This is a genomic window from Nitrobacter sp. MLSD-S21 (assembly GCF_058809865.1).
The window spans coordinates 209,041-224,087 of sequence record NZ_JBXASZ010000002.1 but is presented as its reverse complement, the minus strand read 5'-3'; the positions used below and the strand labels follow the sequence as shown (position 1 = coordinate 224,087).

Here is a 15,047-nt window from a genome sequence, read left to right as displayed (position 1 = left end):
AATGACCCGTGGTCAGCGAAGCAATCCGTGATCCCGCAAAGGATGATCTTCTGACACCGCAAAATTCCACGTTCATCATCATCGACTATCAACCGGTGCAGGTGAACTCCATTGCATCGATGGATCGGCAGATCCTCGTCAACAACATTACCGGTGCGGCGAAAGCGGCGGTCGTCTACGGACTGCCGATTATCCATTCGACCGTGAACGTGAAGACCGGACTCAATAAGCCGCCAATCCCCACGATCCGCAAGGCGCTCGACAAATATCCGACCTATGATCGCACCACGATCAATTCGTGGGAAGACGTCGAATTCCGCAAGGCGGTCGAGGCGACCGGCCGCAAGAAGCTTATCATGACGGCGCTGTGGACCGAGGCCTGCCTGACCTTTCCGGCGCTTGATGCGCTTAAGGAGGGTTACGAGGTGTACGTGCTCGTCGATGCCGTCGGCGGGACGTCGGTCGCGGCTCATGAGGCGGCCCTGCGTCGCATCGAACAGGCCGGCGCAAAGCTCAGCAGCGTGCCGCAGCTCTTCTGCGAACTGCAACGCGACTGGAAGCGTGCTGAGACCGTTCCGGCCTTCATAAATTTGTTCATCGAGACGGGTGGAACGGCCGGTATTCAATTCTCTTACGACAAACAGGGTTGAACCATCGCGATGCCTCACTTCGTTGCATGAAAATGCTTGGCCTCACGGCCCAGGCATTCGTTGGTTCAGCGCCGAAATGTCACGCCGCGGCGTTAGGAAAGCTGTATCCCCTGAACTGTTCGCGCAGCGCCGTTTTCAGAATCTTTCCGGTGGCGGTGTGGGGAATGCTGTCGACGAATGCGACGTCGTCGGGCATCCACCACTTGGCGATCTTGCCATCCATGAAACCGAGAATCTCTTCGCGCGTCGCGCTCTCGCCTTTCCTGACTTGGAGAATTAATAGCGGGCGTTCGCCCCATTTGGGATGGTGTATGCCGATTACGGCGGCTTCCGCTACCTTGGGATGTTCAACGGCGAGATTTTCCAGATCGATCGACGAGATCCATTCGCCCCCCGATTTGATCACGTCCTTTGATCGGTCCGTGATCCGGACGTAGCCGTACTCGTCGAGGGTGGCAACGTCGCCGGTATCGAAGAAGCCCTCCCCGTCGAGGATGTTGTCATTGACGCGGTAGTAGGCGCCGGAGATCGCGGGGCCTCGCACCTTGAGCCGGCCGGGGGTCGTGCCATCCCACGGCAGTTCGTTGCCGGCGTCGTCGGTGATCTTCATTTCGACCATGAAGGGCGCGTATCCCTGCATCTGCAGCCGATCGAGCTTGGCGTCTCCCTTGAGGTGGCTGAACTTGCCTTGCAACGCGCCGGCAGTGCCGCGCGACGACATCTCCGTCATGCCCCAGGAGTGGCGAACCTCGATGCCCATGTCGTCGAAAGCCTTGATCACCGAGCGCGGCGCCGCCGAGCCGCCGCAGATCACCACCTTGAGGTCCGGCAGCCTGAGGTTGTTTGTTTCCATATGCTGCAGCAGCATCAGCCACACGGTAGGGACGCCCGCTGTGAAGGTGACCTTCTCGCTCGACAGCAGTTCGTAAACCGATGCGCCGTCGAGTTTGGCGCCGGGCATCACGAGCTTTGTGCCCATGGATGGCGCAGAGAACGCTATTCCCCAACTATTGGCATGGAACAGCGGGACCATCGGCAGCATTGTATCCTTCGATGCCGCACCCAGCGCGTCAGCGCTGTTGACAATCATCGAATGCAACACATTGGACCGATGCGAGTACACCACGCCTTTCGGATTGCCCGTGGTTCCCGACGTGTAGCACATCGCGGCTGCGGTGTTCTCGTCAAAGGTTTTCCAGGTGAAGTCGCCGTCGGCTTCCGCGATCCAGTCTTCGTATGGGACCGCATTTTTCAGCGCGGTCTGCGGCATATGCACCTTATCGGTGAGGACGATGTAGCGTTCCACGCTTGGCAGCCTGTCGGCGATCTTCTCCAGAATCGGGATGAAGGTGATATCGGTCATCACGATGCGATCTTCCGCGTGGTTGATGATCCAGGCGATCTGATCCGGAAACAGGCGAGGGTTTACGGTATGGCAGACCGCGCCGATGCCCATGATGCCATACCAAGCCTCGAGATGACGCCAGGTGTTCCAGGCGATGGTAGCGACGCGGTCTCCCAGCTTGATGCCTTGGCGATCGAGTCGCTGCGCCAGTTTCAGCGCGCGGCCGCGAATTTCGGCGTAGTTGGTCCGATGAATCGGACCTTCGACCGATCGCGTGACCACCTCGCGCCCGCTATGAACCTTCGCCGCGTGATCGATGATCCGATGACACAGCAGAGGCCAGTCTTGCATCAAGCCGAGCATTCGAGCCTTCCTGTTGATCCTCGCTCTCTTTATCGTTCTCCTGGCGGGGATTTGCCATGACGAAGTCTGGCGTGGGGATTTCAGGCGGCCAACTGCTGTGCGGTGCTTTAGCCCGCGACCCATGGGCCATGGTAGCGTTCGCAGCCCTTTTAATGCCGGCAACGGCATTGGCTGGGAGCAGGACGCCGTTGCCACAGCCTCGTCCGGCCGCTGCGCTGGCTCCCGATGGCAAGGGTAGCACGCAGATGGAGGAGGATCGCCCCGCGACGCCCGAGATTGCGCCGGAGCCTTCTTCCTGCCGCCTGGCGTTGACCGATTCGGTCGCTATCGCCCCGAGCATTCCTGCGATTGCGGGGCCGGGCGAGTGCGGCGGTGACGATCTGGTCCGGCTTGAAGCCGTGGTGCTGCCCGACGGTGGCCGGGCAGCGGTCAAGCCTGCCGCCACCCTCCGTTGCAAAATGGCGTCCGCGATTGCGGACTGGATTCGCAGCGACATGGCGCCGCTGGCCGAGGGACTCGGCAGCCGGGTCAGCGAACTCGACAATCTCGACTCGTTTGAATGCCGAGGGCGCAACCGGGTCGCCGGAGCAAAGCTGTCCGAACACGGGCGCGCCAATGCGCTCGACGTGGGTGCCCTCAAGCTCGCAAACGGACGGACGATCGATTTGGCGGATCGGGCGGTGGAGCGGGATCTGCGCGAAAAGGTGCTGGGCTCGGTTTGCGCGCGCTTCACCACGGTGCTGGGGCCTGGATCGGATGGCTATCATGAGAACCATATTCACCTCGACCTGATTCAGCGCCGCAACGGCTACCGGATCTGTCACTGGGAAATCTACGACCCTGTGCCGGCGGTCGCGCCGTTGCTGCCCACCGAACGCCCGGCGGAAGCGCCGCAGCGTGAAATGGCGGAAGAAAAAGGCAAGGCGTTTGAAGCGGTACCAGAGCGCCGCGCGGTATCTCGCGCTGCCCCGCGAGCTGGATCTGTAGCGGCTATCTCGGCGGAGATGGTGCCTCAACCCCAGAAGCGGCCTACGGCCGCCGACGCTGCGGGTAAGGTTGCAAAGTGGCCGACGCCGTCGACTTCAAAACCGCCAACGCGACGCTCAGCCGCTGACTCTGTGAAACGCAAACGGAGGCTCCGCAGCAATCTTCCGCCATTCCTCCGACCGCTATTCGACTGATTGACGGCTATAGGCGAAGCATATTCGCGAGTTTGCCCCGAGATGCGCACCGGTTCGCATGAAGAAGCGTTCCCAATACAAAGCTGGAAATCGGTTTTGATTCCATCAAACGCTGGTACGGCCCGACACGCCGGGGGAAACAGACGGCAATAAAAAAGCGCCGGAGAACCGGCGCTTTGCAGATTGAGAAATCGGTCGATCAGTTAAAGTTGCCGCCGCCATTCCACGAGGCCATCTTCGCGCCGTGTTTCGGCTCAAGCACAACCACCACCGTTCCCACCTTGACGCGATCATAAAGATCGATGGCGTCCTCATTGGTCATGCGAATGCAGCCTGAGGAAATCGAGGCACCGATATATTCCGGCTGGTTGGTTCCGTGGATCCGGAACAACGTATCCTTATTGCCCTGATAAAGATACAGAGCTCGCGCGCCGAGGGGGTTATCCGGCCCACCCGCCACGCGCGACGGCAGTCCCTCGATGCGCTTGTGAATGTCGGCGGTCGGAATCCAGTCCGGCCACTCACGCATGTTGCCGACCCTCGCCACGCCGGAGAACGCCAGCGCTTCCTCACCGACGGTGACGCCGTAGCGGATCGCCTTGCCGTTATCGAGCACGTAATAGAGGTAGTGGTTGTCGGAATCGACCATGATCGAGCCCGGCGCTTCCTTACGGTGATAATCGACGATCGCGCGGCGGAACGGCGCAGCCACCGGCGTTCTCGTGTAGGAGACCTTGGACAGCAACTCCTTGTCGCGCGGCTTGAAGTTGTTGGCGTTCGTGGCCTCGTAATGCGTGGCCTGCATGCAGCCCGACAGCATCAGGCCCGCAGCCAGAATCCCAAGTTTAATCCGAAGAGACGACATCGTTGTTTTCCAAATGCCCACTGAAATCCTGGCGACTTGCACCCCAGAAGCCAAGAATCTTCTAAACTCATTATTGTCGGAATTCCCTCGAATTCCAGCACTTAGAAGCCTCTGTCGCTATGCAAACTCGCGCCTGTGGTATTTTTGCCGCAAATGCCGATCCGCAAATCAGCGGCGCAGTATCTCAAGACGGTAGCAAGAAGCGTGTAATTGCTGGTTCCCAGCGCATCGGAATAACTGCATCCGCTGCAGCGGCGGTGCCTTGCCTGCTTTTCAATGCTGCGATTGGTTCCGATTCCAATATTTGCATTCCGTTGCGGGGGAAGCCCTTGCAAAGGTCGGGATCAATCGGCCACTAGACGTTCTACTAGACTTTCAAGTTCGTTTGCCGGGTTCGCTACAAAGTGGCTGGCGAATGCCAAATTCAATCCACCAGCGTCACTTCAGATTGTTCGTGTCCACACCTTGAGTCGGTGCCGTTATCTTCGGAGGGGCCATGCTCTCGATCTTCGCGCCAGATGGCATGGCGCTGCGAAAGACCGGTCCGGTCGATCCCGCCGCGCTGCCCGACAGCGCCGTGTGGATCGATCTCGAGAACCCGACGCCGAGCGAGGACCGCGCCGTGGAGGGGCTCGCGGGGGTTGCGGTGCCAACCCGGGAGGATATGCAGGAGATCGAGATTTCCAGCCGCCTCTATGTCGAGAACGGCGCGCGCTACATGACGGCCAGTCTGATGTGCGGCAGCGAAACCGACCGCCCCCGCATCACCCCCGTCACGTTCATCCTGTCCGGCCATCGTCTCGTCACCGTGCGCTACGACGCGCTAAAACCGTTCGCTCTGGTGGAGAACAAGCTTGCGCGCGCGGCTGCACAGGGTTTGACCGGCGAGGGGGTGTTGCTCGAATTGCTCGATGCCGTGATCGATCGCTGCGCCGACATTCTGGAGCGCGCCGGCGCCGACATCGATCAAGTCAGCCACGACATTTTCGAGCCGAACGAATCCGCGCGCACTGGCCGTGCCAAACGCTATTCCGAAATCCTGATCGTAATCGGCCGCAAGGGCGATCTCACCTCGAAAGTTCGCGAGAGCCTGGTCTCGATAGGCCGTCTCGTCACCTTCGTCGCGACCGAATCCAACAGCATCAAATGGTCTAAGGACATGCTCGCTCAGCTCAAGACGATGCAACGTGATGTCGCCTCGCTTTCCGATCACGCCTCTTATCTGTCGAACAAGACCACCTTCGTGCTCGATGCGATGCTTGGAGTTGTTAATCTCGAGCAGAACAATATCATTAAACTGTTTTCGGTAATGGCTGTGGTGCTGATGCCGCCGACGCTGATCGCTTCGATCTACGGCATGAATTTCAAGATAATACCTGAGTTGAACTGGTCGCACGGCTATCCGTTCGCGCTCACCATGATGGTGATTGCTGCGGTGCTGCCCTACATGATCTTTAAATGGAAGAAGTGGTTGTAGGACCAACTCTCGAGCACCGGCCTTGCGACAGGGCTTGCCACAATTTTCCCCGTAAAATTTGAATGTTCGCCTGAACGCTTTCCAAGAAAAATTGCTGCCATAACCCGTGCATGACATCGCGGGAGTTACAATGGTTGAGAAAGTCGTAACAAGGGATCGCAACATCCTCGATTTTCGCAGCTATCAACGGTTGCGCAGATTCAGTGCGGACAATGCTGCGGTCGCTCCCATACGCACATGCCGGCATTGCGGTGCAGCGTTGCTCGAGGGTGAGAATGACGACGATTGTTCCAGCGCGGGTCTCGCTGCGCCGATAGCGCGCGCGCCATCACGAAGGTCTTGCGCGGATTGAACTTAGCGTCCTCATCCCGGATACGCGATTTCACGTGAGCTCGGATTTCCATGGCGGGAGCTATGGAGTCCGACGGCGACTGCGATTCCGGAAATGATACGTGCCAATGGTGCTTGTCCGCGTCCGGTCTATACGTGTTGGCCGCCGTTGATGTGGATCTCCGCGCCGTTGACATATGAACTCGTCTCCGTGCAGAGCACGTAGACGATTTTTGAGACTTCGTCCGGGGTGCCGAGGCGACGCAGCGGAATCTGGCGCTGGACGATCTTCTCGGTTCCAGGCGACAGGATCGAAGTGTCGATCTCGCCCGGCGCGATTGCATTAACGCGTACGCCGAGGCGGCCGAAGTCCGCCGCCATCTCGCGGGTCAGTGAGGCCAGCGCCGCTTTTGAAGTTGAATAGGCCGCGCCCGCGAACGGATGCACGCGCGAGCCGGCGATCGATGTGACGTTCACAACAGAGCCTTTCGCAGCCTTCAGTTCGCCGATCAGTCCGCGCGCCAGCATGATCGGCGCCATGAAGTTGACACGGAATACCTTCTCCCAGGTCTCCATGTCGGTGTTCAGTGAGCCAAGCCGCGCGCCGCCCTCGCCCTTCGGCGAGATCGCGGCATTGTTGACCAGCGCATGCAGCTTACCGCCTTCGAGCCGCGATCGGATCTCCTGGATGGCCTGCATCGTGTTTTCGGGGTCGGACAGGTCGACCTGAATGTGGTCTTCGGGGCCGGCATCCCAGGGGCACTGTTCCGGAAACGGATGCCGCGAGCAGGTGATGACCCGCCATCCCGCGCTGGAAAACCGGATTACGGTCGCGTGGCCGATGCCGCGGCTCGCGCCGGTCAGCAGCAATGTGCGGCGCGGCGCGTTGGGGTCGACCGCCGTCGCCATCTCGGTTCGAGGATTTGCTTTGTCGGGGGTCATGGGTACAGCCTTGTCTTGGTCCACGGAGCATCAGGCGCCGTGCGGCGGAATTCGATGCGGTCGTGCAGCCGGAATGGGCGGTCGTGCCAGAATTCGAATTGCGTCGGTGCGATCCGCCAGCCGCTCCAGCCCGGCGGTCGCGGCACACCGCCGATGATGTATTTTGCGGCTTCCTTCGCGATCGCCTGCTCGAACGCGAAACGGCTTTCCAGCGGCTGCGACTGCTTGCTGACCCAGGCGCCGATCTGCGCCTGCTTCGGACGCGTGGCGAAATAGGCATCGGCCTCCGCATCGGTGACGGGCGTCACGGGCCCGCGCACACGGACCTGCCGGCGTAGCGACTTCCAGTGAAACAACAATGCCGCTTTGGGATTTGCGGCGAGTTCGCGGCCCTTGGCGCTGGCGATGTGGCTGTAGAACACAAAGCCCCCGGCATCGAAGCCCTTCATCAGCACCATGCGCACATCAGGCAGGCCGTCGGCGTCTGTGGTAGCGAGCGCCATGGCATCGGGGTCGTTTGGTTCTGACGCGACGGCTTCCGCGAGCCACGCCGCGAAGAGGGCAAAAGGATCCTGGGCTTCCGTGAAATCACCGGACGTTAACTGGCTTGTGTTCTTGATGTCCGTGGTGTCGTTCATACGGGGTCCACAGGTTGCGCCGGTCTATCGTCGAAAGTCCGTTGCGGTCCTTATACAGGGCAAACCTGTATAGGGCACGTCTGCGCGTTGGCCTATCCGCGATCGGACCCTTCGCCGCCATCGTGGCGGCGATCATGATTGGGGCTACGACCGGAGGCTGCAGTATGGCACGGAATCAAGCGGCGTTCGCGCAGATGGGAGACGACGAGGCTACCGGATCGATCGCAGCGCTCTCCCATGCGCGTCCGACGGACACCGATCTTGCTTTCGCGCGCACAGCCGCCTCCGACGTGCTGACTAAAGGGAATAAGGATGCGAGCCAGCCATGGGAAAACCCCTCGACCGGCGCGCGGGGCTCGGTAACGCCGCTGGCACAGGCCTATAGCGCCGAGGGGCGCACTTGCCGTGATTTTTTGGCGAGTTACGTTAACGGAAAGTCCGAAAGTTGGTTGCAGGGGGCGGCGTGCAGAGCCCGCGGCGGTCAGTGGGAAATCCAATCCCTCAAACCCTGGCGAAGCTGATGCAGAACGGCAGCTGCGAATAGCTGAACCACCTCGTTGCAAAAATGCCACGGATACCCCAAATGATAGGCACGGTGGGTCCGGGGGCTCATTGTCCAGATTCCTGAAGGAGACGGTACGGATGCGCGACCCCTATGAGGTCTTGGGGGTGCAGCGGGGCGCCAGCGCCGCGGCGATTAAAAGTGCTTTTCGCAAGCTCGCGAAGAAGCACCACCCTGACGCCAACACGAACGATCCCAAGGCCGCCGAACGGTTCGCGGAGGTGAATTCCGCCAACGAGATCCTAGGCGACGAGGTCAGGCGCAAGCAGTTTGACCGGGGCGAGATCGACGCAGACGGCAAGCCGCGCTTTCAGGGTTTCCCGGGCGGTGGAGGTCGCGCTGGCGCGCGGCCGGGCGGCGGTTTCGAGCAGTACGGCTTCCGCGGTGGCGGTGGCCCCGGGGGTGATGGTGGCGGGTTTGAGGACATTATCAACAGCATGTTCGGCGGCGCGCGGGGTGGACGCCGGCCGGGCGCGCAGGCGTTTGATTTTGAGTCCAGCACGTTCGGTTCGCCTGATCTCGATCTCAATATCGCCATGACAGTCACGCTCGAGGAGTCGGTCAAAGGTGGCGAGAAACGCATCCGCCTGCCCAGCGGCAAGGAACTCAATGTCAGAATTCCGGCCGCCGTAACGTCGGGCCAGCAGATTCGGCTGAGAGGGCAGGGCGACACCGTGCCCGGACATCGCCCCGGTGATCTCCTGATCACGGTGACGGTCGCCCCGCATCCGTTCTTCAAGATCGACGGGGGCGATTTGCGCGCCGAGTTGCCTATCACGCTCTATGAGGCGGTGCTGGGCAGCAAGGTGCGGGTGCCGACGCTCGGCGGCGCAGTTGAACTGTCGATCCCGAAGAACACTTCGGGCGGTCGCACCTTTCGCCTCAAGGGCAAGGGCATCCCGAAGGGGGGGTCCTCCGGCGATCTGTTCGTTACGACGCGAATCGTCCTGCCCGACGGCAATGACGCCGAGCTTGAGGCGCTCATGGAGAAGTGGCGCGAGGCGCGCTCCTACAGCCCCCGTCGCGATCTCGGTTAGCGCGTGTGCGTCGGGGAGCCTGATCACGCGATGCGTTGGCCGGGATTTTCATCCGGCTGTCGCGCTACCGTGCCCGAGGATGCTCGGCCCATTTAAGTCTTTCCTCAACTGGCCACGCTGCTCGCTCCGGTGGGAGGGCGTTTTTTTTGCGGCGGATAGCTGCAAAACCCAACGTTCTGTGACTGTCGGCTCTATTGCAGTTGTCGACGAGCCCCCGTTCGCCTTTCTGAACGCTTAATCTCGTTTGAACCGATCGCGGCCTGCATCTCCTCATAAAGTTCAAGTTTCGCCATTTCCAGGAGGAGTTTCACCAAGCCGAGATCGAGTTGGCAGGACATTTCCCAAGCGTCATCGATCAATTGCTCAACCGCTGCATATCTTTCGAGACGAACTAACATTGTCGTGCCGCTCCAACGGGTATGGCCATAAAAAATGATTGCTAGTGATCGAATCCGCCGAACATCCGGCACCGAAACGGGCCTGAGTTTTTTGGCTACGCACGAAGCCGCTGATCCGCTTCAGGTTGGGCAACAATGGCTTGGGCGACATTGCCCCGCATTTCCTGAAGTTTCTGCAGCGTGCGTCGATCGAACGCCGCGGTAACGGCAATAATTGAATCTTTCCCGATCTGCTGCGGCAATCCGAGGGGGGTCACGCGAAAGTTCAATTGCACCAAGCGAAGAAGCCATAACGGATTCATCTCGATGATGATCTTTCCGACGCCGCTCGCTAGGCCCCATTCGACGATAGACGACAAAAGCAGGTTTCCGGCCGGGCTCAAAATGCGTCCGCGATCGCGATGTTCTCGCGTCACGCAATAGCGCGTCCATTCCCAAATATGAGGTCCTACAGGGAAGTCGCCTTCGCACAAGTGCGGAAGCACCTCCGTGAGGAGGTGTGGGCGCATCGATGGCAACATCCGTTGATATCCAAGGACGCGATCGTCTTCGATGTAGAGCATGTGGAGTGCGCGCCCGTCGTCGAACTGGTCGATCTCTCGGCCGTCAGGCTTGCGCAGATCTTCCCACCCCATTTCGTCGACAAAAACATTGTGACGCAATCGATAGGCCTGTTCCATCTCGCACTGATAGGCACCGATATTCTCAGCCGTTACGATGTGAATCATTGAAGTTCTCCGCCCATGTCTACGCCGAGTTAGGGCGAAGGAAGGGCGGCGAACAAGTACGGGAATCCGTACCTTGACCTATCGGATAAGGTTATGTCTGAGCGCGGTCGCGACGGTCTGGGTGCGGTTCGTGGCGTTCAGTTTGGCGCGAAGCTGACGTGCGATCTTGTCGACGAGGTGTTCTGAGACCTTCAGAATAACACCGATTTCCCAATCACTTTTTCCTTCCGCCATCCACTGCAGGATATCCATTTCTCGCGGAGTCAGATTCACTGGGGCTGAGTTATATTTTTGCGCGAGGGCTCGCGCGAAAGCGTGCATGGCGATGAGTTGTAGCTGTCGCCGCACCTTGGGGGGGACTTCAGCACGCTCACTTGCCAGGGAGAAACCGGCCGTTTGACCGTCAAGGGTGATCATCGGAACAGTGAATCCGCACCCGAGATTAAACTCGCGCGCTTCCCCCATGATGCGCGTCGGCGTTGGTGTGTTCCGATACGTTGGTTCAAGCTCGGACCATAGAAATGGTTCCGTGGATGTGTTGACCCGATGGATGGTGGGATCGTCGAAAAGATAACCTTGCGTGAAATAGCGCTCGCTCCACGCTTGCGGCCATTGATGCAAAACGACATTTGAGATTTGCTGCTCTGCAGTCATCCCTGGAACGGGAATGATGCCTGCGAGCACATGCGAAAAGCCGAACGGGCGCGCGACGTCAACAACGACATCGGCTATCTGTGCCAGGGTCGAAGCCTTATCAAGTCTCGCAATACAAGTTAGGGTATCGTCCAGCGTCTGTCGCGACATTCCGGCCCCCGAACTGCCTATATAGGCGGCTGAGTACACTATCGAGCGACATTTGGATTAATTGCAACTGTTGTATGATGCGGCGTGTCGCTACGGCCGCTACAGCTAGGGCTTGGCTGCCCGGGTAACTTGGCGATTTCCTCAAAGTTCCCTAGATTCATCAGCTTCGCGATCCGTTCGCCTTGATCGTTGTCCAAATCTAGCGGTTCTGATTCGCTGCGCGGGTCAACCGTGTTGTCCGACCTTAGTTGAATTTGGAAGCGATGTTTTGAGCCAGTCGACGACGGTTTGCAGTTCCGCGATTCGGTAGGGACAATATTGGAGCATTTTTCGAAACTCACGGAATTTATTTTAGTACGGGGCGTTACGAATGGGTAGTGATATCGCGGCAGGCCGATGACCTGAAAACGCCCCTTGCGGTCCGGGATGCGATATTGGCAGGCGGCTTCATAGCCTCTGTATTTCCGCTGAACCAATAGTGTATATGCGGTCATCAACCATCACCGCCTGTCCGACCTCGGGTCGGGCGTCAACGGCCCTCACGGCCTTGCAAGTGAAAACATGGAATGACTTCGTTGATTCTAATCGGTTGTCAGTCCAGCCGCCCTTGATATGCCCACCATCTATTACATCCGTCACGGCAAGACCGAATGGAACGCCCTCGGCCGCTTCCAGGGCCTCCAGGACATTCCGCTCAATGATCTCGGCCGCGCCGAGGCGACGAAAGCCGGGGACATTCTGCGCAAGCTGCTTGCGCGTGAGGATCGCGATCCCGTCGGATTGGGTTTCGTCACCAGCCCGCTTGTCCGCGCGCGCGCTACCATGGAACTGACGCGCGGCGTATTGAACCTGCCGCTTCATGACTATTCCGTCGACGATCGGTTGCGCGAGGTCGGTTACGGGCATTGGGAAGGTCTGACCCTGGCGGAGATGAGGATCGCCAATCCCGATGTCTATGCTGCCCGTGAGGCTGATAAATGGAGCGTGGCGCCGCCGGGCGGCGAAAGCTACGCCTCAGCCACCTCCCGGTTGCACGACTGGTATCATTCGCTAAGGTCCGCCACCGTCGCGGTCGCGCATAGCGGCACGGCGCGGGCGCTGATGGTCGTGATGGGGCTTCAGACTGCGAAAGCAGCTGCCAGTCTGCGCATCGAGCAGGGTGCGGTGTATGTGCTCGGCGAGGATGGGCTGGCCAAGCATAGTTAAGCAAGAAACCGCGCTCCCCCGGCGGTTCCATAGCCTGAGGTGATAGAGCGGCCGAACCGCAAGCCGGAAAGTTGCGATTTGCGCAACATGCCGCTACGAGAAGTAGCGGTTTCGCGCTTTGGATTATCGATGTCTCACAATACCTTCGGTCATCTGTTCCGGGTCACGACCTTTGGCGAAAGCCACGGGGTAGCAATTGGCTGCGTGGTCGACGGTTGCCCGCCGCAGCTCGCCCTAACGGTCGAGGAGATCCAGCGCGATCTCGACCGCCGCCGTCCCGGCCAGTCGCGTTTTACGACGCAGCGGCAGGAGCCGGATGCGGTGAAGATTCTGTCGGGTGTTATGGCGGATCCCGAGACCGGTCAGCAGGTGACGACGGGTACGCCGATCGGACTTTTGATCGAGAACGCCGACCAGCGCTCAAAAGATTATTCCGACATCAAGGACAAGTTTCGCCCCGGCCATGCCGACTTCACCTATGAGGCAAAGTACGGTCTGCGCGACTATCGGGGGGGTGGGCGCTCCTCGGCGCGCGAGACCGCGATGCGGGTCGCGGCCGGAGCGATCGCGCGCAAGATCGTCCCCAATATGACCGTGCGCGGCGCGCTGGTACAGATGGGTCCGCACAAGATCGATCGTGAGAAATGGGATTGGGACGAGATCGCGCGGAATCCGTTCTTCTGTCCCGATAAGGACAAGGCCGCGTTCTTCGAGAGCTATCTCGATGGCATCCGCAAGAGTGGTTCATCCATCGGAGCCGTGGTTGAGGTGGTGGCCGAAGGGGTGCCGGCAGGACTCGGCGCGCCGATCTATGCCAAGCTCGACGGCGACCTTGCCGCGGCGCTGATGAGCATCAATGCGGTCAAGGGCGTCGAGATCGGTGCTGGCTTTGGTGCGGCCGCGCTGACCGGTGAAGAGAATGCCGACGAGATGCGCAGTTCTTCGTCCAATATGGGCAACCATGGTCCGGTGTTCACCTCGAACCATGCCGGCGGCATTCTCGGCGGTATATCCACCGGCCAACCCGTTGTGGCGCGGTTCGCGGTGAAGCCGACCTCGTCCATCCTGTCGCCGCGTAAAACCATCGATCGCAACGGCACCGATACCGATATCCTCACCAAGGGCCGTCATGATCCTTGCGTCGGCATCCGCGCCGTACCGGTGGGAGAGGCCATGGTGGCCTGCGTCCTGGCGGATCATTTCCTGCGTCACCGAGGGCAGGTCGGCGCGCGCTAGAGCCTTTCCGCTTCTGATTGAATCACAAGCGAAGCTCCAGATTGTTGTTTTGACGCGTTTTCTTCACGCGAACCGGTATCCACTTCGCTCAAAATCGCTACACACGTGGCCCGCAGGACAAGAGCCGATCTGTCGGCTCAGACTCGTGCCTCCAGCACCAGGTTAAACGGTGTTTCCGCCGCGCGGCGTAACTGAGAGAAACCGGCAGCCTTGGCGACCTCGCGGAGCCGGGTCTCGCCGGCTTGCGCGCCAAGCGCGAGGCCGACCTCTTGGGCCATCGACGCTGGCGTGCAAACCATGGTGGACGCCGCGTAGAACAGCCGGCCAACCGGATTGAGGTTGTCTTCCAGTTTGTCCTGGGCGAACGGCTCGACCAGCATGCAGGTGCCGTCCTTCGCCAGCGTCGCCCGGACGTGACTGAGCGCGCCGACAGGGTCGCCCATGTCGTGCAGGCAATCGAAGAAGCATACCAGATCGTAGTCGTTGGCCGGATACGTCTTGGCGGTGGCGACTGCGAAGGTGACGCGCTGGCTCAAACCCTCGCTGGCTGCGGCGGCTTGTGCGGCGGCGATCGAGCCCGGATGGGCGTCGAAGCCGAAGAAATGCGAATTCGGATAAGCCTTGGCCATCAGCAGCGTCGAAATGCCATGGCCGCAGCCGACATCGGCGACCTTGGCGCCGCGTTCGAGTTTGGCAACCACGCCGTCGAGCGCGGGCAACCATTCCTGCACCAGATGATGCTTGTAGGTTGTACGGAAGAAGCGCGCGGTGCCACAGAACAGGCATTCGGCGCGGTCGTTCCAGCCGACGCCTTTGCCACTCTTGAAGGCTTCCGAGACCTTCGGCTCATCGAGCATGATCGCGGCCATCATGTCGCCGATCGCGCCCATGAACACCGGGCTGTCGTCGTCGGCGAACACCATCGCCTGTTCCGGCAGCATCGAGAACGTCTTCGTCGTTGCGTCATACTCGACGTAACCCGATGCAGCCTGCGCCGACAGCCATTCGCGCACGTAACGCTCAGTAGTGCCGGTGGCTTGCGCCAGTTCGGCTGATGTCATCGGGCCTTTGTTCGCCAACGCCTTGTAGAGCCCGAGGCGGTCGCCGGTCCGGATCAGGGCGGCATTGGCAGCGGCGCCGATGTCGGTGACCATCTTGCCCATGAATTGATGCAGTCGATCCATATTCACGTCCATGAAAGCCTCCTGTGAAGTTTCATCCTGGGTCCATCGACCTGCCTTGATACGCGCGAGCCATGGCGTTGGAGGAAGCGATACCTCCGGAT

17 protein-coding genes are annotated in these 15,047 nt (G+C 60.0%); 8 read left to right on the top strand and 9 right to left on the bottom strand.

Annotation, left to right across the window (positions count from 1 at the left end):
• Positions 1 to 8 precede the first annotated feature (8 nt).
• Positions 9 to 650, top strand: a complete 642-nt coding sequence (locus AC1RT6_RS06840) for a hydrolase (protein ID WP_079445755.1) — start codon at positions 9 to 11, stop codon at positions 648 to 650.
• Positions 651 to 729: 79 nt separating this feature from the next.
• Here the strand turns inward: AC1RT6_RS06840 and AC1RT6_RS06835 are convergent, their stop codons facing one another.
• On the bottom strand, positions 730 to 2,358 hold the full coding sequence (locus tag AC1RT6_RS06835) for a fatty-acid--CoA ligase (protein WP_079445756.1): 1,629 nt from the start codon (positions 2,356 to 2,358) through the stop codon (positions 730 to 732).
• Positions 2,359 to 2,486: 128 nt separating this feature from the next.
• Between AC1RT6_RS06835 and AC1RT6_RS06830 the strand changes: the two genes are divergently transcribed.
• Positions 2,487 to 3,539: an extensin family protein gene (locus tag AC1RT6_RS06830; protein ID WP_079445757.1), complete on the top strand. Its 1,053-nt coding sequence runs from the start codon at positions 2,487 to 2,489 to the stop codon at positions 3,537 to 3,539.
• A gap of 199 nt (positions 3,540 to 3,738) precedes the next feature.
• Here the strand turns inward: AC1RT6_RS06830 and AC1RT6_RS06825 are convergent, their stop codons facing one another.
• Entirely contained in the window at positions 3,739 to 4,404 is a 666-nt protein-coding gene (locus AC1RT6_RS06825) for a L,D-transpeptidase (protein ID WP_079445758.1), read from the bottom strand.
• Positions 4,405 to 4,523: 119 nt separating this feature from the next.
• On the opposite strand from AC1RT6_RS06825, the gene AC1RT6_RS06820 reads away from it, so the two are divergent.
• Together AC1RT6_RS06820 and AC1RT6_RS06815 are read left to right on the top strand one after the other, a co-directional pair.
• Entirely contained in the window at positions 4,524 to 4,763 is a 240-nt protein-coding gene (locus AC1RT6_RS06820; RefSeq protein ID WP_493029335.1) for a hypothetical protein, read from the top strand.
• 137 nt (positions 4,764 to 4,900) lie between these two features.
• Entirely contained in the window at positions 4,901 to 5,881 is a 981-nt protein-coding gene (locus tag AC1RT6_RS06815; RefSeq protein WP_079445759.1) for a magnesium transporter CorA family protein, read from the top strand.
• 200 nt (positions 5,882 to 6,081) lie between these two features.
• Here the strand turns inward: AC1RT6_RS06815 and AC1RT6_RS06810 are convergent, their stop codons facing one another.
• The 3 genes from AC1RT6_RS06810 to pdxH form a co-directional block, all read right to left on the bottom strand.
• On the bottom strand, positions 6,082 to 6,267 hold the full coding sequence (locus tag AC1RT6_RS06810) for a hypothetical protein (RefSeq protein WP_158081494.1): 186 nt from the start codon (positions 6,265 to 6,267) through the stop codon (positions 6,082 to 6,084).
• Positions 6,268 to 6,361: 94 nt separating this feature from the next.
• Complete coding sequence (locus AC1RT6_RS06805) at positions 6,362 to 7,153, bottom strand: SDR family NAD(P)-dependent oxidoreductase (protein WP_079445760.1); 792 nt, start codon at positions 7,151 to 7,153, stop codon at positions 6,362 to 6,364.
• On the bottom strand, positions 7,150 to 7,791 hold the full coding sequence (gene pdxH / locus AC1RT6_RS06800; RefSeq protein ID WP_079445761.1) for a pyridoxamine 5'-phosphate oxidase: 642 nt from the start codon (positions 7,789 to 7,791) through the stop codon (positions 7,150 to 7,152). The genes AC1RT6_RS06805 and pdxH overlap by 4 nt, the downstream gene beginning before the upstream one ends.
• Positions 7,792 to 7,832: 41 nt before the next feature.
• Between pdxH and AC1RT6_RS06795 the strand changes: the two genes are divergently transcribed.
• Together AC1RT6_RS06795 and AC1RT6_RS06790 are read left to right on the top strand one after the other, a co-directional pair.
• The gene (locus AC1RT6_RS06795; protein ID WP_244553408.1) at positions 7,833 to 8,312 is read left to right on the top strand and encodes an RT0821/Lpp0805 family surface protein; all 480 of its coding nucleotides are present in this window, start codon (positions 7,833 to 7,835) and stop codon (positions 8,310 to 8,312) included.
• 121 nt (positions 8,313 to 8,433) lie between these two features.
• Positions 8,434 to 9,390: a DnaJ C-terminal domain-containing protein gene (locus tag AC1RT6_RS06790; protein ID WP_079445762.1), complete on the top strand. Its 957-nt coding sequence runs from the start codon at positions 8,434 to 8,436 to the stop codon at positions 9,388 to 9,390.
• Between the two features lie 191 nt (positions 9,391 to 9,581).
• Here AC1RT6_RS06790 and AC1RT6_RS06785 read toward each other — a convergent pair whose 3' ends face one another.
• From AC1RT6_RS06785 to AC1RT6_RS06775, 3 genes are all read right to left on the bottom strand, one after another.
• The gene (locus AC1RT6_RS06785; protein ID WP_079445763.1) at positions 9,582 to 9,788 is read right to left on the bottom strand and encodes a hypothetical protein; all 207 of its coding nucleotides are present in this window, start codon (positions 9,786 to 9,788) and stop codon (positions 9,582 to 9,584) included.
• 95 nt (positions 9,789 to 9,883) lie between these two features.
• Positions 9,884 to 10,516, bottom strand: coding sequence for an acyl-homoserine-lactone synthase (locus AC1RT6_RS06780; protein WP_079445764.1), 633 nt, complete (start codon positions 10,514 to 10,516; stop codon positions 9,884 to 9,886).
• A gap of 78 nt (positions 10,517 to 10,594) precedes the next feature.
• Positions 10,595 to 11,320: a helix-turn-helix transcriptional regulator gene (locus AC1RT6_RS06775; RefSeq protein ID WP_079445765.1), complete on the bottom strand. Its 726-nt coding sequence runs from the start codon at positions 11,318 to 11,320 to the stop codon at positions 10,595 to 10,597.
• Positions 11,321 to 11,932: 612 nt separating this feature from the next.
• Here AC1RT6_RS06775 and AC1RT6_RS06770 point away from each other — a divergent pair.
• Entirely contained in the window at positions 11,933 to 12,526 is a 594-nt protein-coding gene (locus AC1RT6_RS06770; protein ID WP_079445766.1) for a histidine phosphatase family protein, read from the top strand.
• A 129-nt stretch (positions 12,527 to 12,655) separates the two neighbouring features.
• Entirely contained in the window at positions 12,656 to 13,762 is a 1,107-nt protein-coding gene (gene aroC, locus AC1RT6_RS06765) for a chorismate synthase (RefSeq protein ID WP_079445767.1), read from the top strand.
• Positions 13,763 to 13,899: 137 nt separating this feature from the next.
• Here aroC and AC1RT6_RS06760 read toward each other — a convergent pair whose 3' ends face one another.
• A complete protein-coding gene (locus AC1RT6_RS06760; protein WP_079445768.1) occupies positions 13,900 to 14,958 on the bottom strand; it encodes a class I SAM-dependent methyltransferase in 1,059 nt (352 codons plus the stop codon).
• Positions 14,959 to 15,047: the final 89 nt, after the last annotated feature.